This window comes from Pseudalkalibacillus sp. JSM 102089 (assembly GCF_041366475.1).
GTDB lineage: Bacteria > Bacillota > Bacilli > Bacillales > Guptibacillaceae > Guptibacillus > Guptibacillus hwajinpoensis_B.
The window spans coordinates 485,589-504,828 of sequence record NZ_JBEWYW010000001.1; the positions used below are offsets into that span (position 1 = coordinate 485,589).

At 42.1% G+C, this 19,240-nt stretch carries 17 protein-coding genes; all 17 read right to left on the reverse strand.

Annotation, left to right across the window (positions count from 1 at the left end; all coding sequences use genetic code 11):
- Positions 1-4 precede the first annotated feature (4 nt).
- The 17 genes from tdh to yfmF all read right to left on the reverse strand — a co-directional run bounded on the left by tdh (position 5) and on the right by yfmF (position 18,780).
- Positions 5-1,045, reverse strand: a complete 1,041-nt coding sequence (tdh, locus tag ABVF21_RS02420; RefSeq protein ID WP_371017428.1) for an L-threonine 3-dehydrogenase — start codon at positions 1,043-1,045, stop codon at positions 5-7.
- A gap of 187 nt (positions 1,046-1,232) precedes the next feature.
- Complete coding sequence (locus ABVF21_RS02425; protein ID WP_303531336.1) at positions 1,233-2,099, reverse strand: 2-oxoacid:ferredoxin oxidoreductase subunit beta; 867 nt, start codon at positions 2,097-2,099, stop codon at positions 1,233-1,235.
- Positions 2,086-3,837: a 2-oxoacid:acceptor oxidoreductase subunit alpha gene (locus ABVF21_RS02430; protein WP_371017429.1), complete on the reverse strand. Its 1,752-nt coding sequence runs from the start codon at positions 3,835-3,837 to the stop codon at positions 2,086-2,088. Before ABVF21_RS02430 ends, ABVF21_RS02425 begins: the two co-directional genes overlap by 14 nt.
- Positions 3,838-3,946: 109 nt before the next feature.
- Positions 3,947-4,870 carry a dipeptidase gene (locus ABVF21_RS02435; RefSeq protein WP_371017430.1) on the reverse strand — a complete coding sequence of 308 codons (924 nt, stop codon included), beginning with the start codon at positions 4,868-4,870 and terminating at the stop codon, positions 3,947-3,949.
- An 87-nt stretch (positions 4,871-4,957) separates the two neighbouring features.
- A complete protein-coding gene (gene spoVS / locus ABVF21_RS02440; RefSeq protein WP_044391806.1) occupies positions 4,958-5,218 on the reverse strand; it encodes a stage V sporulation protein SpoVS in 261 nt (86 codons plus the stop codon).
- A gap of 99 nt (positions 5,219-5,317) precedes the next feature.
- Positions 5,318-6,112, reverse strand: a complete 795-nt coding sequence (locus ABVF21_RS02445; RefSeq protein WP_226612874.1) for a TIGR00282 family metallophosphoesterase — start codon at positions 6,110-6,112, stop codon at positions 5,318-5,320.
- A 105-nt stretch (positions 6,113-6,217) separates the two neighbouring features.
- Complete coding sequence (rny, locus tag ABVF21_RS02450) at positions 6,218-7,780, reverse strand: ribonuclease Y (RefSeq protein ID WP_194221458.1); 1,563 nt, start codon at positions 7,778-7,780, stop codon at positions 6,218-6,220.
- Between the two features lie 380 nt (positions 7,781-8,160).
- Entirely contained in the window at positions 8,161-9,207 is a 1,047-nt protein-coding gene (recA, locus tag ABVF21_RS02455) for a recombinase RecA (protein ID WP_283152221.1), read from the reverse strand.
- Between the two features lie 192 nt (positions 9,208-9,399).
- Positions 9,400-10,968 (reverse strand): DEAD/DEAH box helicase, encoded by a 1,569-nt coding sequence (locus tag ABVF21_RS02460; RefSeq protein ID WP_371017431.1) that lies wholly within the window; start codon positions 10,966-10,968, stop codon positions 9,400-9,402.
- An 11-nt stretch (positions 10,969-10,979) separates the two neighbouring features.
- Positions 10,980-12,209 carry a competence/damage-inducible protein A gene (locus ABVF21_RS02465; protein WP_303531324.1) on the reverse strand — a complete coding sequence of 410 codons (1,230 nt, stop codon included), beginning with the start codon at positions 12,207-12,209 and terminating at the stop codon, positions 10,980-10,982.
- Between the two features lie 201 nt (positions 12,210-12,410).
- Positions 12,411-12,989, reverse strand: coding sequence for a CDP-diacylglycerol--glycerol-3-phosphate 3-phosphatidyltransferase (pgsA, locus tag ABVF21_RS02470; RefSeq protein WP_194221455.1), 579 nt, complete (start codon positions 12,987-12,989; stop codon positions 12,411-12,413).
- 212 nt (positions 12,990-13,201) lie between these two features.
- On the reverse strand, positions 13,202-14,131 hold the full coding sequence (locus ABVF21_RS02475) for a helix-turn-helix domain-containing protein (RefSeq protein WP_371017432.1): 930 nt from the start codon (positions 14,129-14,131) through the stop codon (positions 13,202-13,204).
- 17 nt (positions 14,132-14,148) lie between these two features.
- On the reverse strand, positions 14,149-14,931 hold the full coding sequence (locus ABVF21_RS02480) for a YmfK family protein (RefSeq protein ID WP_194221453.1): 783 nt from the start codon (positions 14,929-14,931) through the stop codon (positions 14,149-14,151).
- Positions 14,932-15,098: 167 nt separating this feature from the next.
- Positions 15,099-15,350 carry a DUF3243 domain-containing protein gene (locus ABVF21_RS02485; protein WP_194221452.1) on the reverse strand — a complete coding sequence of 84 codons (252 nt, stop codon included), beginning with the start codon at positions 15,348-15,350 and terminating at the stop codon, positions 15,099-15,101.
- Positions 15,351-15,419: 69 nt separating this feature from the next.
- Positions 15,420-16,130, reverse strand: a complete 711-nt coding sequence (gene ymfI, locus ABVF21_RS02490; RefSeq protein ID WP_303531321.1) for an elongation factor P 5-aminopentanone reductase — start codon at positions 16,128-16,130, stop codon at positions 15,420-15,422.
- An 83-nt stretch (positions 16,131-16,213) separates the two neighbouring features.
- The gene (yfmH, locus tag ABVF21_RS02495; RefSeq protein ID WP_371017433.1) at positions 16,214-17,500 is read right to left on the reverse strand and encodes an EF-P 5-aminopentanol modification-associated protein YfmH; all 1,287 of its coding nucleotides are present in this window, start codon (positions 17,498-17,500) and stop codon (positions 16,214-16,216) included.
- A 2-nt stretch (positions 17,501-17,502) separates the two neighbouring features.
- Positions 17,503-18,780 carry an EF-P 5-aminopentanol modification-associated protein YfmF gene (gene yfmF, locus ABVF21_RS02500; RefSeq protein ID WP_303531319.1) on the reverse strand — a complete coding sequence of 426 codons (1,278 nt, stop codon included), beginning with the start codon at positions 18,778-18,780 and terminating at the stop codon, positions 17,503-17,505.
- Between the last annotated feature and the right edge of the window lie 460 nt (positions 18,781-19,240).

A 19,240-nucleotide genomic window follows, 5' to 3' on the forward strand; every position in this document is an offset into this window, starting at 1 on the left:
AGCCTTATGGATGTAATACTACCTTACCACATTTACCTTCGATCATTAATTCGAAGCCTTTTTCAAAGTCTTCAAGCGGGAAGTGATGTGTAATCATTGGCTCTACATCTACCTGACCTGACTGCAATAATCCAGAAACCTGGCGCCATGTTTCAAACATTTTTCTTCCCGTAATTCCTTGAACGGTAATCCCTTTGAAAACAATGTCATTTGTCACATCAATTTCAACTGGTCGCACCGGTAAACTTAGAATAGAAACGCGGCCACCGTTTGTCACCATTTTGAAGCCCTGGTTCATTGCAATCGGATGTCCTGACATCTCGCATACAACGTCAACGCCATGGCCATGTGTTAGCTCCTTCACAACTTGAAGAGGATCTTCATTTCGTGAATTAATGACGGTTGTTGCACCCATTTCTTTCGCAAGATCAAGGCGATAGTCATTTAAATCAAGTGCAATGACCTGTGATGCTCCAGCTGCTTTCGCTACACCTACAGCCATTATTCCGATTGGCCCACAGCCAATGATCGCTACGGTCTTTCCTGCTACATCTCCAGCGAGTACAGTATGTACTGCGTTCCCCATTGGCTCTTGAACAGAAGCGACATCGAATGAAAGAGACTCAGGATTTTTCCATATGTTTTGTGATGGAAGAGCCACATATTCCGCAAAACAGCCGTCCGTATCAACACCAATGATTTTCGTATTTTCGCAAATATGAAACTTCCCTGTTAAACATTGTGGACATTGATTGCAGACAATATGAGTTTCAGCTGAAACATGATCTCCAACCTCAAGGTTAGTTACGTTCTTACCTTTTTCTACAACCATCCCAGCAAATTCATGACCAAAAACATATGGAGGGTTTACGCGGCTCTGAGACCATTCATCCCACGTATAAATATGTACATCTGTTCCGCAAATCGATGTTGCTTTTACTTGAATTAATACTTCATTATCATTAATTTGTGGAATATCAACGGTTTGTAGCTGAGCACCCTTTGCACGTTCATGCTTTACAATCGCCTTCATTTTTCCTTCCACAGCGTACACCTCACTTTTCCGAAACATTCTCTAATCACTGTTATCACAACTATACTATCATTTATTATTTATCACGTAAAGGTGAACTGTCCTCCACACGAGGACAGTTATAGTTTTATTTATGGAATGGGATAACGACAAAATCCTCATAAAAAAACCCTTCTACACAGAAGGGTTCATGTTAGTATTACATAAATTCAGCCATTAATTCCGAGAACTTCTCCTTTGGAAGCGTTAGCTCCTGCTTGGATAAGGCATCTGCACTATATCCTCTTACGGACTCTTGATAAGAAGGACGATTAGGGTTGTGATAAATAAGACCTTTTACCAATCCGTCGTGCTCCATTAATGTTTGCATCGCCAACATTCGATTTTTCGGATCATATCCTTCGATATCGCTCAAGCTAATGAGGTTTTGTTTAAACCAGTCATACGTATTAACTTTGTTAAACGTAACGCACGGGCTAAACACGTTAATTAAAGAGAAGCCTTTATGTTGAATTCCTTGCTCAATGATCGCTACAAGGTCCTTTAAATCTGTTGAAAAGCTTTGGGCCACAAAGCCACAGCCGCTTGAGAGCGCAAGTTCCATTATTGATAAAGAAGACTCAATGGAACCTGTAGGCGTACTTTTTGTTTTAAAGCCTTCTGCACTCGTTGGAGAGGTCTGTCCTTTTGTTAGACCATAAATTTGATTGTCCATCACGATATAGGTAATATCAATATTTCGTCGCATCGCATGAATGGTATGCCCCATACCGATTGCGAAGCCGTCCCCATCTCCGCCTGACGCAATAACCGTTAATTCTCGGTTTGCCATCTTCACGCCCTGTGCAATAGGAAGTGACCTGCCATGTATCCCATGAAAGCCATACGCGTTAATATACCCGCTTATACGACCAGAGCAACCAATGCCGGAAATTACAGCAAGATCATCTGGTTCAAGACCTACATTTGCTGCCGCGCGCTGAATGGCCGCTTGAACCGAGAAATCTCCACAGCCAGGACACCAGTTAGGTTTTACCTGATTCCGAAAATCTTTAAATGTGGCCATTCGCTAACATCTCCTTGCATTGTTGGTGGATGTCTCCAGGTAGAAATGGATTTCCATCGTATTTCAATAGACTTTCAATTTTCTCCCCATAACCTACATTCATTTTTACGAGACTTGCAAGCTGACCAGTCGCATTGTGTTCAATGACAATCACTTTCTTCGCAGCCTGTAACATTGGCTGAAGCTCATCTGCAGGGAAAGGATGGACAAGTCGGATTTGCGCGTGGTTTACTTTTAATCCATCTGCTTCAAGTCTTGGCATTACTTCTTCAATACTTCCTCTCGTCGAATTAAAACCAATCAGAAGCACATCTGGCTCTTCATGCTGCTCCACTTTAAAAACAGGCTGTGGAAATGATAAATTGCTGATTTTACGAAGCCTCTTCTCCATTTGATCTTTTCGATTCTGCGGAACCTCAGATGGCTTTCCTGTCTCATCATGTTCTACTCCTGTGACATGAAAAATGCCATTTTTCGTTCCAGGAATCACGCGATTGGATATCCCATCATCAGTAACTTCAAAGCGTTTAAAATATGATTTATCTTCTCGCTCAGCGATTGCGTCATCATTTAACTTCCCTCGACGAATCTTGATTTTATTGTAATCGAGCGGTTCAACACTTTGTTTTCCTAATGACAATTGAAGATCAGATAGTAGAATGACCGGACACTGATATTCCTCAGCCAAATTGAATGCTTCAATCGCATCATAAAATGCTTCTTCCACGGTACTTGGTGCAATCACTATCTTAGGAATCTCTCCATGTGTGCCGTAAATCATCGCCAGTAAATCAGACTGTTCTTGTTTAGTAGGAAGTCCCGTACTCGGTCCCCCTCGCTGCGTATCAACGATCACAAGAGGCGTTTCAGTAATACCAGATAAGCCTATAGCCTCCATCATAAGGGATAAACCAGGTCCTGCAGATGCGGTTAACGTTCGAACGCCTGCGTAATTTGAACCAATCGCCATCGTTGCAGCCGCAATTTCATCTTCCGTCTGCACGACCGTCCCACCAAACTCTGGCAGCTTCTTAATTAAGTACTCCATGATTTCTGATGCTGGCGTAATTGGGTATGCAGCCATTAACCTTGCCCCTCCCGCCAGGGCACCAAGCGCGATCGCATCATTTCCAATCATGAACATACGATGCTTTCCATCCGCTTTCTTTAACGAAAGCGTTTGAACACGATTACCCGCGGATTCATTGTAAGCATCAGCGCCACGCTGAATCGCCTCCATGTTATTGTTCACAACTTTTTCGCCTTTACGGCCAAATATTTCTTCCATGACAGCTTGATACGTCGCAGTATCAATTCCTAGCGCAGCGCTTGTTGCGCCAATTGCCACCATATTCTTCATCAGTGATGTTCCTAGTTCAGTTGCGATTTCAGTAAAGGGAATGATCACGAGCGTCGCCTGACAATTCTCAGGCTTCACTGGCTTGAATTTAGCATCACCGATAATAATTCCTTTACTATGAAGCTCATGAGCATTTACATCAATTGTTTCCTGATCAAACGCAATAAGCATGTCAAGGTCATCTGAGACCGCTCGAACTTCTTTCGTACTAACACGGATCTTATTATTCGTATGCCCGCCTTTGATACGGGACGAGAAATGCCGGTAACCATACAAGTAGTAGCCAAGTCGATTTAATGCAATCGCAAATATTTCTCCTGTACTATCTATTCCTTCACCCTGCTGTCCTCCAACTTTCCACGAAAGTTGTTCGATCATAACGTCCCACCCTTTCTAATCTAGTACCTGAAACCGCTTGCTTATATTACTAGTTCGAAATAGGATGATAATTCCCTGCTCACGAAGCTCACAATTACTAAATTCTTACTTACTCAGGTAGTCTAGCCATAAAGTTTTCACCTAAAAAGCCATTTACTTGGTCATCATTGTAATAGCGATGTAGTTCCTCAATAAGTCGAGGATAGTCGCTGTAGCATGTTAAACCTTTCGGAACTTGATCAATTCCATCAAAATCAGAGCCAAGTCCAATATTCTCCGCGCCACCGAGGCTACAGATGTGTTCAATATGATGGATAATATCCGAAACACTTGCATTCCGATCATTTCGTAGAAACTTAGGCACAAACGTCACGCCGATCAAGGAATTCTGTTCAATTAGCGCCGATAACTGTTGATTATCCAAGTTTCTTGGATGGGTGCAAATGGCTTTGGCATTCGAGTGAGAGGCGATGACGTAGCGTCCTTGCTCTAACACATCCCAAAATGCTCGGACTGAAAGATGCGAAACATCCGTCCAAACCCGATGCTGGTTATGTAAATCGACAACGCTTCTTCCAAAATCAGTTAGTCCTGCGCCCCTTGATTCAAGAATACCGTCTGCTGTTGCATTCCCATAATTCCACGTTAATCCAACTGATCGTACACCAAGTCGAATGAGCGTTTTAAGCCTTGTTGCTTCACTCCCTATTGCATCTACGCCTTCTAGCGTGAGCATCGCTCCTATTTTCCCATCAGGAAGCTGCTCTGCCTCTTTTTTGGAATAAACCGCAACAACATCCTCATATGGCTTGATAACCTTCTCATGGAAAATCTCAACCATTTCAAGAGCACAATCAAATTTAGCGGAAGCTGGCACGCTTTCTGGAACATAGATCGCAAAGAGCTGTAGCTTTGCTCCTGCCCTTTTCATTTGCTCAAGGTTTGTATGGAGTCCTTCCCCATTTTCAAAGGAAAGCGATGGATTTAACCACATTTTACATAATACGTCACAGTGTGCATCTACTATATTCATTAAGATCCCCCTTCATTCTTCTGCGTTTCAAATTAAAGTATAAAAAACCTGTTTGTAAAAACAAACAGGTTTTTCTGACGGAATGATTTAGCGAGGCTCTACAATGAGCTTAATTGCGGTACGCTCTTCACCATCAATTAAAATATCGGTGAAAGCAGGGATACAAATGAGGTCAACGCCACTAGGTGCTACAAACCCTCTTGCGATGGCTACTGCTTTAACAGCCTGATTTAATGCACCTGCTCCAATCGCTTGAATCTCGGCATTACCGCGTTCCCGAAGGACGCCCGCAAGTGCACCAGCTACAGAATTAGGATTGGATTTTGCTGAAACTTTTAATATATCCATTATAGCCCCTCCTTAATTTGATCATCCATTACCACTCTAGACTATATTCCTTGTAAGAAGCTTGTATTCCTGCTGTTTCCGTCATCTTTTCAAAACGTTTTAATCATAGAATGGATGGTCGTCATTGATCGCAATCCGTTGAATCTTTGTTGCCTTACCAGTTTTTGGATCTAGTGTTAAAAAGACCCCACTAAGTTGTTCCCGACCTTTTGTTACTTCAAACCTTACAGGCATTGTCGTAAGGAACTTCTTAATTACCGCTTCACGCTCCATACCAAGAATACCATCGTAAGGACCTGTCATTCCTGCATCTGTCATATAAGCCGTTCCACCTGGTAAGATGCGCTCATCAGCTGTTTGAACATGAGTATGTGTTCCAACGACTGCCGTCACTCTGCCATCAAGATACCAGCCCATCGCCTGTTTTTCACTCGTTGTTTCTGCATGAAAATCAACAAAAATGACCGGTGTTCTCTCTCTCATCTCTTCAATCAGTTCATCCGCTTTACGGAACGGATCATCCATCGCAGGAAGAAATGTTCTTCCCTGCAAGTTAATGACACCTACTTCAACACCATTAATGTTCACAATCGTTGAACCGTTTCCTGGCGTTCCTTCTGGGAAGTTAGCAGGTCTGACGAGTTTAGGAGCACGATCGATAAATTCAAAAATTTCACGGTTGTCCCATGTATGATTACCCATCGTAATGACTTGTGCGCCTGACTCAAGAAAGCCACGGTAGATCTTCTCTGTAATGCCGCGACCACTTGCCGCATTCTCGCCATTCACAATCGTAAAAGTAGGTTTGTATTTTTTCTTTAAGCGAGGTAAATAAGTAGAAATCATATTGCGTCCTGGAGAGCCAACAACGTCTCCAATAAAAAGTATATTCATTATAATGCTCCAATCTCTTAGTTCATTCTTTATCAGTTTATCAAAAGAAAGTATGATTCGTAAGTTTTAGGTGAAATTAAATAAAGCGATGCACGCGGCATCGCTTTATTTTGCATACTCAACTGCCCTTGTTTCACGGATGACCGTGACCTTAATGTGCCCAGGGTAGTCCAGTTCATTTTCAATTTTCTTCGTAATTTCTCGTGCGAGACGATATGATGAAACGTCATCAACAAGATCAGGCTTAACCATGATCCTGATTTCTCGGCCAGCTTGAATCGCGAATGATTTCTCAACGCCTTCAAACGACTCTGAAATTTCCTCAAGTTTCTCAAGACGGCGAATATACGTCTCAAGTGTTTCACGACGCGCTCCCGGACGTGCAGCTGACAATGCATCGGCTGCTGCCACAAGCGTTGAAATTACTGATGTTGCTTCCGTATCACCATGGTGAGATGCGATTGCATTTATAACAACCGGATGCTCTTTATACTTCGTCGCAAGCTCAACGCCAATTTCAACGTGGCTACCTTCGACTTCGTGGTCAATCGCTTTACCAAGGTCATGAAGGAGACCAGCGCGACGTGCTAACTGTACGTCTTCTCCAAGCTCTGCGGCCATAAGACCCGTTAGATAAGCAACTTCCATGGAATGCTTTAAGACATTCTGTCCATAACTTGTACGGAATTTCAAACGGCCCAGGATCTTAATGAGATCCGGGTGGAGTCCGTGAACTCCAATTTCAAATGTGGATTGTTCTCCAACTTCGCGAATGTATTCATCCACTTCCCTGCGTGATTTCTCAACCATTTCTTCAATTCGTGCAGGGTGAATTCTTCCATCCTGTACGAGCTTATCCAGGGCATTACGAGCAATTTCTCTTCGTATCGGATCAAAACCGGACAGAATAACTGCCTCAGGCGTATCATCGATAATCAAGTCAATCCCCGTTAACGTTTCAAGAGTTCGAATGTTTCGGCCTTCACGACCGATGATTCGACCTTTCATCTCATCATTAGGCAGGTTTACAACGGAAACCGTTGTTTCTGCAACATGATCCGCTGCACAGCGCTGAATCGCAAGCGAAAGTACTTCTCTCGCTTTCTTATCAGCTTCTTCTTTCGCATAGTTCTCGCGCTCTTTCACCATCTGCGCCAGCTCATGCTCAAGCTCCTGCTCACTTTCACGGAAGATGATTTGCTTCGCTTCTTCCCTTGTTAAACCGGAAATTCGCTGAAGCTCGTGTTGTTGCTCTTGAAGCAACTCCTCCACTTTGCCTTCCATCTCTTCAATTTGCCGTTGTTTTTTGGTGAGAGAGTCCTCTCTTCTTTCGAGGGAATCCTCTTTTTTGTCAAGAGTCTCACTTTTGCGATCAAGGACCTCTTCTTTTTGTACCAAACGATTCTCTTGTTTTTGTAACTCATTTCTGCGTTCACGAATTTCACGCTCAGCTTCAACACGAAGATTATGATTCTCGTCCTTCGCTTCAAGCATAGCTTCCTTCTTCAAAGCTTCAGCGTCGTTTTTACCTTCTTTGATAATCCGTTGCGCTTCCATTTCTGCACTGGAGATTTTCGCTTCAGCAATCGTTTTGCGAACAAGAAATCCAACAACTGCTCCGACGACTGCAGAGACCAGCATAGTGGAGATGATGATCACTATATCCATCGAACTCACCTCCTCCTGCTATCAACTTGTTGGTTTGCTGTCATGTTAATTCTTAGTACCACTTGCAAAATTTCAATCCAGCACATTTCATCTGTTAAGAATAAAGTATAATTCTACTAGAAAATTATAATTATACAATTAATATTGTATCTTTCAGAGTAAAGGTTGTCAAGAGAGCACATCAGGGCAAAATCCCTTCAAATTACTCATTATTGCTCTTTTTTTCGCCTTGAACTCTTAGTGAAAATGCCTTGATTGAGGGGTCGTTCACTGCCTGATCATGGAAAATCAGCTTTCTATGTCAGTACAACGTTTCGTATCGAAAGACTATGTAAGTAGATAAAAAGCCGGCCATTATGACCGACTTTCTATCAAGCGTCTTATTCTTCTTCAGGTAGAAGCGTGTCTTTACCTGCAGCTGATTCATCTATCTGCTTATCTGCATCTAGATTGTGATGAGCGCGAATACGCCCTTCAATTTCAGCTTCCATTGCTGGGTTTTCTTTCAAGAATTGCTTTGCATTTTCACGGCCCTGCCCAAGACGTTCGCCTTCGAATGAGAACCATGCGCCGCTCTTCTGAACGATTTCAAGGTTTGAACCAATATCAAGGATCTCACCTTGCTTGGAAATCCCTTCTCCGTACATAATGTCAACTTCTGCCTGTTTAAACGGCGGAGCGACCTTGTTCTTTACAACTTTAATACGCGTTTTGTTACCGACCATATCGTTACCCTGCTTCAGCGTTTCAGCACGACGAACTTCTAAACGAACAGATGAATAGAACTTCAGCGCACGTCCGCCTGGAGTTGTTTCTGGGTTCCCGAACATAACCCCAACTTTTTCACGAATCTGGTTAATAAAGACCGCGGTAGTTTTGGATTTATTAATCGCACCTGAAAGCTTACGAAGCGCTTGAGACATTAGACGCGCCTGCAAACCAACGTGCGCATCTCCCATTTCACCTTCGATTTCTGCCTTTGGTACAAGAGCAGCTACGGAGTCAACTACAACCATATCAACTGCACCGCTTCGTACGAGCGCTTCAGCAATTTCTAGGGCTTGTTCTCCTGTATCAGGTTGAGAAAGTAGTAGCTCATCGATGTTAACACCAAGCTTTTCTGCATAAACCGGATCCAGAGCGTGCTCAGCATCAATAAAAGCAGCCTGGCCACCGTTACGCTGTACTTCTGCGATAGCGTGAAGGGCAACTGTTGTTTTACCAGAAGATTCCGGGCCGTATACTTCGATAACACGACCTCTTGGATAACCACCCACACCAAGAGCAATATCAAGAGCCAGTGAACCAGTTGATACTGTAGAGACTCTTTGCTCAGCTTGTTCGCCGAGTTTCATGATTGAACCTTTACCGAATTGTTTTTCTATTTGTCTAAGTGCCATATCTAAGGCAGCTTTACGATCACTCACGAATGAATTCCTCCTCGTTATTAAACTATCACTATCATATCTCTTTTTAGGTGATTTGCCAATAGAAAACCGAACATTTATTCGTCTTTTTTTATTTTCTACCCTATTGACTTTTCGCGTCCCGATTATTATAACTTGATAAAAAAAGAAAGAAGAACGATCAGCCCCTGTAGTGAAGCTGATCGTTCTATTTTATACTCTGCTTTTTTGTGGTTTAGCTGGTTCAAGGTGGATTGATTTACCATCAATACCGCCAGCTCGAAGCGCTTCATAGACGAATGGTGCAACGTCTTCGTGCACTTCAAAGAACGAGAATTTCTCAAAAATATCAATGCGGCCAACAGACTCTGTATCAACGCCAGCCATCACAGAAAGCTCACTTAAAAGTTTCTTTGGATGTAGATCAATATTACGACCTACATTTAAGAAGAAACGAACCATTCCATTCTGACCGCCTGTTTCACCAAAGTTATATTCGGAAGGGGTCGTGTTCTGTTTCTGCTGAATGGCGTTCTCAAGGAAAGCTTGAACAAGATCTTCTGCGTTATATTTAGCTAAAAGAAGCTCCGTTGTTTCACGAGCAGTCGAATCAGACTTTTGCTTCTTCAATTGCTTTTCAACAGATTTTACAATGTTATCAAGATCAACCGTTTCATCCTGAAGCGGCTCAGCAGATAGGTTCAATTTGATTTTTGATTCAATGGATTGAAGGAAACGCATGTCTTTAGGCGTTACGAGCGTTAACGCAATTCCTTTGTTCCCAGCGCGACCTGTACGTCCAATACGGTGAACATAGCGTTCTGGGTCCTCAGGTATATCATAGTTGATCACGTGACTAACGTGAGCAACGTCAATTCCACGAGCTGCGATATCTGTTGCAACAAGGAAATTCACTTGAGATTTTCTAAAGAGATTCATTACCTTCGAACGCTGCTGTTGCGTTAAATCGCCGTGAAGTTCTTCTGCTCGATAGCCACGCTTTTTCAATGACTCTGTTACTTGAGCTGCCCCTTTTTTTGTCTTGGTAAAAATAATGCCGAGGCGAATGTCTTCACTTTCGATGACGCGACAAAGCGTATCGAATTTATCACTTTCAAATGTTCTGTAATAAACCTGCTCTACCGTATCCGCTGTTATATCTCCTTTAGAAACGGAAATCGTAAGTGGATTCTTCAAATATTTGCTGGAGAGCTTACGGATTGGTGCAGGAATTGTAGCTGAGAATAAGAGCGACTGGCGATTAGCCGGCAGCTGCTTGAAAATAAGTTCAATGTCATCAATAAAGCCCATATCAAGCATTTCATCTGCTTCATCTAAAATAGCTGTATGAACGTTATCTGTGCGAAGTGTTTTACGTTTCAAGTGATCGAGCATGCGTCCTGGTGTTCCTACAACTATGTTAACGCCTCTCTTTAATGCACGGATTTGATGATAGATTGGCTCCCCACCGTAAACGGCAAGAACATTTAACCCTTTGTATTTAGAAAGCTTCTGAAGCTCAGTCGCAACCTGCATAGCAAGCTCACGTGTTGGTGTGAGAATGATGGCTTCAGGTCCTCCGATTTTTTTCACTTTTTCAATAACAGGAATACCAAAAGCAGCTGTTTTTCCTGTACCGGTCTGTGCCTGACCGATCATATCTCTACCTTCTAAAATTGGTTCAAGTGCTTTCTCCTGAATCGGGGTCGCTTCTTTGAAACCAAGTTCGAGCACAGCTTTTCTAACTTCATTTGACAATGCAAAGTCTTCAAAATTCATCATACGTACGTTATTCACCTTTCTAACTTCAATAATGTATTCAATCCATGATTCACAGTGCGTTTACGGATGGCGTGACGGTTCCCTGCAAGATTGAGGGCGACCACTTTCTCACCAGATGGTGCTGCAACACCAATAAACACTGTTCCAGGTTCTTTCCCTTCACTAGGATCTGGACCTGCAACACCCGTGAAACTGATGCCGACATCGGTTTTGTATCTCTTTTTTACGCTTCTAGCGAGTTCAATTGCACATTGTTCGCTTACGGCACCGTATGCTTCTAGTGTCTCATTTGATACGCCGATCTCGCGCTTTACTTCGTTAGAGTAACACACAACCCCACCATAGAAAAGTGATGACGCTCCAGGGAGATCCGTTATTTCCTGACTAAACATACCGCCTGTAAGGCTTTCTGCTGTTGATATAGACCAATCACGGTCGCTAAGAAGTGAGAAGACTTCTTTTGCGAGTGTTGTCTCTCCATAGCCATATAAATAGGAGCCTACACGTGCATCGATTAATTTTTCTGTTTCATCAATTAACTTATCCGCTTCTTGTTTAGTGTCGGCTTTAGCTGTTAATCGAAGCGTAACTTCCCATTCCCCAGCTAGCGGGGCAATCGTCGGGTTCGTTTGCTGATCAATCAAATCTTCTAGCTCTGTTTCAAGCCTTGACTCTCCAATACCAAAGAATCGAAGCACGCGGGATACAATCGTATCACCTTGCTTCAACTGACCAAGTAAATAGGGTTCAGCATAGTTCGTGAACATTGGATAGAGCTCTTTAGGTGGTCCTGGAAAAAGCATATATGTGTGGTTGTTAGCCGTAACAGCCATACCCGGGGCCATACCATTGTCGTTACGAAGTACTGTAGCTCCGTCTAACACGAGCGCTTGCTTGCGATTATTCTCTGACATGGGAGCGCCCGTTTTTTTATAGTAATCCTGGATATTTTCCATTGCTTCTTCGTTATAGACTAATTTTTTATTTAAAGTACTAGCAATCGTCTCTTTCGTTAGATCATCTTTAGTAGGTCCAAGGCCACCTGTGAAAATCAACAAATCAGAGCGAGACTCTGCAACTTCAATAACTTGTTTTAATCGTTCACTGTTATCACCGACGGCTGTATGGTAAAAAACATTAATACCAAGATCAGCCAAACGAGTTGAGATGAATTTTGCATTTGTGTTGGCGATTTGTCCAAGTAGTAACTCTGAACCGATTCCAATAATTTCTGCATTCATTTTGTAACCATCCCTTCTATCCGAAGCAAGGTGTTTCCTTGTTTCCATAGCTCATAATTTCTCTACCCCCATTATACATTGGTTTACCTTTAACGTATAAGGAAGCGCCTTGAAAACAATGGGGAAATTACCTATTCGATCGCTTATTCGCTTATTAAAGAGGTTTCAAAAGGGAACAGATTAATCTGTTCCCCTAGGGTGTTAACGTGATTTAAGTAGTACCTGACGATTTTTAGAAAAGTAATCCCATCCAGAATAAACTGTAATAATAAGTGCTGCCCATAGCGAAATCGTTGCAAAAGGAAAGCCAATCGCTTCGAATGGCACATTTTCAATTAACAAAGCAATGATCGCAATTATTTGGATCCATGTTTTTAACTTACCGAGGTTGCTTGCCGCTAGTACTTCTCCTTCTGAAGAAGCAACTAGCCTAAGCCCTGTGACCGCAAATTCACGACTAAGAATAACCACAACAATCCACGCTGGCGCAGCACCGAGCTCAACAAGCGAGACAAAGGCTGACGTAACGAGCAGTTTATCAGCCAGAGGATCAAGAAATTTCCCAAGATTCGTGACAAGGTTATGCTTTCTAGCTATGTAGCCGTCAATCCAATCGGTTACCGAGGCGAAAATAAAGATCGCTGTAGCAACTAAATGGGAATTTAACAAGACAGCTCCCGCTATTTCTGTTTCACCAAGCGGTAAGGGCGCTAGAAGAAAAATTAGAAATACAGGAATTAAAAAAATGCGTGATACTGTAATTTTATTAGGCAAATTCAAGTGTGTTCCTCCTAAATGTCATTTAACCTATCAGATCATGTGATAAGGGGTAGCCACTTTCTTCAACAGTTTTCATTAGCTGTAAGATGCGTACCAATTCCCCTCACTAAATCGTATTCTATTCTAACACTGTTTCTTTCATGCAGAAAGGAAAACTTCACCATTACCAATCGTAAGAAAAGGAGTCATCTAATCAAGATGACTCCTTTAACTTACTCAGCTTTTTTGAAATTGAACGTCACATTTTGAACAACAGGTTCTTTCGGAATCTTAATCTTTTCCCCGTTTACAAACACAGCGACATTTGGCGAACTCCCTAAACGAAGTGTTGCTGAAGCTTCACTTGATAAGTCTTCCGTCACGTCTTTCCCTTTGGCAAGACTTTCGTATACGTACTTCTTATCACTATCGCCAGTTAGAGCGACCCAACTACTGCCTGATGCTTCTAACTTCACTTCAAACTTCTCTGCATTCGTAATCTCATACGTAGAACGATCAGCGCTGCTGTCTACCTTCTTAATTTCCATTTCAGGGGCAGGCTCTTCTTCAGGTTCTTCAGCAGGCTCTTCTTTTTCCTTTTCTTCATCTTCTTTCGGTTCCTCTTCAGGTTTCTCAGAAGATGCATCGTTTCCAGAGTTGCTCACTTCATCTGAATCTGGTGCACTGCCGCTGTTCTCATCGCTAGAAATTTGTTCCTCCGCCTGGTTCGTTGTAGCATTCTGGTTTGTCGTTTGATCACCGCTTTGGACAACATACCAGATCAATGCTGCCACGCCTACTATCAACAAAATGACAAGTATAGACGGAAATACGGAAGACCATTTGGAAGAAGCTGATGAAGATTTGCTTGGCTGAGATGGCCTTCTCATTTTCCTTGGTGGTAAACTCTCCGGCACATCTGCACTTGCTTTAGGGATCTCTGAAGCATACTCCTCAAGAAATTCCTCTCCGTTAAAGCCAACTGCTTCCGCATAGTTTTTAATAAATGCACGCGTATAAAAATTACCTGGAAGCAGTTCGTAATTTCCTTCTTCAATCGCATGAAGATAGCGTTTCTGAATCTTTGTAATGGACTGAATTTCCTCGATTGATAATCCCTTATCGTTTCGAGCCTCTTTCAGACGTTGACCTAGCTCTGTCAATGAAAAACACCTACCAATTAGTTAAAGTCTAAGCTTGAAAATCCAGAAGATTGATTTTCAATTACCTGATATGTAATTTCTTGTTCCGGATCGTCTCGCAATTCAATTATATAATCAAAATCGTTCATCGTATACTCTGTTTCTTGAACAAATATATCAGGATGCTCGACAACCTTTGTTGCTGGTAGCCTCATAATATCACGAAGCACCTGCCAATGCCGTTCAGACGCTCGTCTCGCAGATACAATCCCATCAATTAAAAAAATATGATCACTGTTTAATTCATCGTCAGCGACTTGCGTTCGAACCGTTTGTTTCAACATCGTTGAAGATAAAAACACCCAACGCTTGTTCGCACAAACACTTGAAGCAACGATGGACTCAGTTTTGCCAACACGCGGCATCCCTCTTATTCCAACAAGCTTATGACCATCCTGTTTAAAAATTTCCGCTAGAAAATCAACAAGTAGTCCAAGCTCGTCTCGAATAAAACGAAACGTTTTCTTGTCATCCGCATCACGCTGTATGTACCTACCATGCCGAACAGCTAGACGATCTCGCAATTTCGGTTCTCGCATCTTTGTTACAGTAATATTGTCCATTGTATTTAGAATAGATTCCAAACGCTCAATTTGCTGTATTTCATCAACCAGAAGAAGCAAGCCTCTTCGCATATCATCGACACCATTAATCGTAATAATGTTAATGCCGAGCATTCCTAATAAGGACGCCACGTCTCCAAGAAGACCCGGTCTGTTTTTATGAATTTCATATTCAAGATACCATTCCTTCTTCTCCATATGCCAACTCCTTTAGCCACAAATTTCCTATGTTCCTTTAATCATAAATGATTTTCATAAAGGTTAAAAGAGATGAATCGGGATTTTATTTACTTTTCTTACATCATTTGTTCCATTTCATAGAAAAAGAAGGGTGTATAGACACCCTCCTTCTGTAAAAAAATCATTTATCTTTCGTTTTGAACGAGCTTAACCATCATATTTGCGATCGCATGCTGTTCTTCTTCGCTAGCTACATGCCATAAGTCAGCAAGAAGCTGTTCTTGATCATTTTTAGCTTTTACTCCATCAGCAAGGTATCCGCCGATCTGGTAAGCAACATCTGAGACAACTTCATGAGAAAGTCCTTGCTGTTCGCCCTGATTTAAGCGATCGTGCAAGAACCCTTTCCACGATTCAAAATTATCTAGTACAGACATCTATATCCCTCCTTTATCAAGTCATCATCTATATGTTGTCTCGAAGGAAAGGACATTATGCATCGTTTTCTACAGCCAGGCACCATCAACTGAAATAATTTGTCCGCTTATGTAAGAAGCTTGATCGGAATCTAAAAAAGTAATAAGCGATGCCACTTCCTCAGGCTGTCCAGGTCGCCCCATTGGAATGTCATCGACTAATAATTGTTCGTCCTCTCCTGTCAAACGCGCATTCATTTCAGTTGTAATATAGCCAGGTGCCACAGCATTCACTCGAATTCCGCTCGGCCCTAACTCTTTCGCAAGACCCTTTACAAACGCATTTAGTCCGCCTTTAACTGAGGAATAGACAACTTCACATGATGCGCCTGTTAATCCAAACACAGAAGAAACAACAATAATTGAACCGCTTTTCTTTCGAACCATTTCATTGATAAAGTGCTTTGCAAGCTTAATGGACGAGGTTAATTGCAGCTGAATCATCGCTTCAATTTCTGTATCCGACATATCGGTCAATAAGCCAAAAAAACTGTTGCCAGCGTTTAGAATAAGGGTGTCGACACCCTGTACTTTCTCTGTTAAGTGACGCGCTCCATCCTTACTAGCTAAATCCGCCTGTACTGGAAATAGATTCGCCTCCGGATAAGCTGCCTTTATTTCAAGAATCGAACGTTCATTTTTGTGATAATGAGCGTATACGCGCTCACCTTTTTGAATATATGCAGCAGCAATGGCCTTACCAATCCCGCCGCTCGCCCCGGTTATTAAAACATCTTTCACTAAGTATCTCCCTTTCTTTAAACTCATCTCATCACTAATTTTCAATTTAAAGATCAGTGAAAAAGCACCCAGTTGGGTGCTTTCTAGGATTTTGGAACGACCTGACATACTGTAAATGATTCTTCAGCAAAGTGCCCCTTAACCGCCTCTTCAATGTCTTTCGCTGTAATAGACTCAAGCATTGGAACAACTTCAAATAAATCCATATCATTAAAGCGATAGCGTGTGAACTGATTCGCAATAAACTCTGGAGAATTTAATGCTCGTAAGAAACTACCGATCTTTTTCTTACGAATTCGCTCGAGCTGATCCGTATCAACTGACTCATTCTTAAACGATTGAATCATTGAAAACAAACGATCAGCTAGCTTATCTGGTGAGCTTGTATTGCTTCCTAAGATGGAAAAACCGAATTTCTCTTCTTCTGTAAAATCATACGAAAAGCTCTGATCAATAAGTCCTTCATTATAAAGCTTCTCGTAATTCTCCGAGCTCTGACCGAACATTAAATCAAGCGCAAGATTAATGGAAAGCTCGTGCTTCAGAAGATCCTCCCCCTGACGCCCTGGATTTGGTTCTTTAAATCCAACGAGGCACTTCGCCACTTGTACAGACATCGGAAGAACTTTCTTCTTCTCTGCCACCTTTTGAGGTTCCTCATCAAAAAATCGTTCAATCGGTGGCTGATCTTTGTAAGATTTCGCCGCCTGATTTTTCTCTACAAAGGACATGATTTCATTCGGTTCGACGGCACCAACAACGAATAGCACCATATTTGATGGATGATAGAACGTTTCATAGCACGTATATAAAGATTCCTTCGTGATTTTGGCGATGGATTCGATTGTCCCAGCAATATCAATTTTAACAGGATGATGATGGAACATATTTTCAATCACACCAAAATACGCGCGCCAGTCGGAATTGTCATTATACATTTCAATTTCCTGACCGATAATCCCCTTTTCCTTTTCAACACTTTGGTCACTAAAGTACGGATCTTGAACAAAATTAACAAGTGTTTCAAGGTTTTGCATCACGTTCTGTGTTGTTGAAAACAAGTAGGCCGTGCGTGTAAACGACGTAAAGGCATTTGATGAAGCACCTTGTTTACTAAAATCTTGAAACACATCCCGATCTTCCTTCTCAAACATTTTGTGCTCAAGGAAGTGAGCAATGCCATCGGGAACTTGAACATTCTCCGAACCGTTTAATGGTACGAAATGATTATCAACCGAACCATATTTTGTCGTAAACGTTGCATAAGTTTTGTTAAAACCTTTTTTCGGAAGGACATAAACATCAAGTCCGTTGTCCATCGTTTGGTGGTAAAGAGTCTCTTGTAGTTGGTTAAATGGAATAGTTTTCATGATTAAGCCTCCTCGCCTTTTAAGAAATAAACGGTATCAAGCTTAACCTTATCCGCAACTGCTAAAATGTCCTCTTTGGTTACAGCTTCGACTCCGTCGAGCCACTCCTCAATGGTGCGTAGCTTTTGAGAAACGACACCATGGTAAAGAAGTTCCACCATGCCCTTCGCATCATCGACGGTTTCAAGCAGCTGATTACGAATCATTGTTTTCGTTTGCTTCATTTCTTCTTCATTAAATTCGCCATTTCTCATCGCTGTAAGCTGTTCTTTAATGATATCAACCGTTTTCTTATAGTTTTTAAATTCAATTCCTGACATCACGATAATTAAACCTTTGTGGCTTTCATAACGTGAAGCTGCATAATAAGCGAGACTTTCCTTCTCGCGCACGTTTCGGAACAGCTTAGAATGCGAGAAACCTCCAAACATGCCGTTAAACACTTGAAGAGCAAAATATTCATCGTCAGCATACCCAACGCCTGAACGAAAGCCCATGTGAAGTTTTCCTTGCTTAATTTCCTGTGTTTCTAAAATTTCTTTCTCTTCTACATCAAGTGACGCTTTTTGTGTCGCCTCAGAGCCACGATCAGTCCGTTCTTTAAAAGGAAATAGTTCCTTAACGACCTCTTCAGCATGAACTCCCTCTAAATTGCCAACTAAATAAAGATCAATCTCATCTTCAGCACAAACTTTTTGGTAGAAATCATAAAGGGATTTAGCTGTTACACGATCGACTTCTTCTTTCTCCCCATATACATGAAGTCCAAACGCTTCGTTTGGAAACATTTCTTGCGTAAGTCTCATATTAGCAAAACGCATCTTATCATCATAAATAGACTGAATGCGCTGTTTCATCGTACGCTTCTCTTTATCCACAATAGAAGAATCAAAACTAGTTCCATCCGTTTTTGGATTCATGATTACTTCTGAAAGGAGAGAAAGAGCTTTTTTGAACAAAGGTTCATCTTCCGAAAGGAACTTCTCATTCGCAAAATCCATCCGGAACGTCATAATATGAAAATCGCCCTTCTTAGCAAGATCCACACCAAGCGTTGCACCATAAAGCTTCTCAAGCTCAGTCCTCACTGCTTTAGACGAAGGATAATTCTCCGTCCCGCTTTGCAACACATGAGGCAAAAGAGCCCTCTCCGTTACCGTTTCTTCAGTCAAACGCGCCTTAAATTGAACCACTACTGTTGTTGTTTTATATTTATCCGTTTGTATCCTATGTAGCGTCAAACCGCCGCACGAGGTTTTCTCATGAGGGATAATAGCCATTGACCTCACTCCTTTTTAAAATCCATTAACTACCATCAGAGGAAACTGAAACTTACCCCCTTTATACCATAGTATGTGTAATAGTGTAAGCAATTAGTACTTTTTAAAAGAAAAGCGGAAGTGAGCGGTTAGACACGCCAGGCACTGGAGCCCTATAAATTGAACACGGTCTTTGTGTTCGAGTTATAGGGCGAAGTGACCAAGTGTCTGCTCACTGCAGCTGGACACGAAAAGCGAAGACGAGCGTTTAGAAACGGAGATATTGGAGCTCTTGAACTAGAACACGCTTTTTGTGTTCTGGTGAAAGAGCGAAATATCGCAGTTTCTGCGAGTCGTAGCTGGACACGAAAAGCGGAAGCCTCCGTTTAGACCCGGCAGGCACTGGAGCCTTTCAAAATGAACACGGTCTTTGTGTTCAGGTTGAAAGGTGAAGTGACCGAGGGTCTGGAGGCTGCAGCTG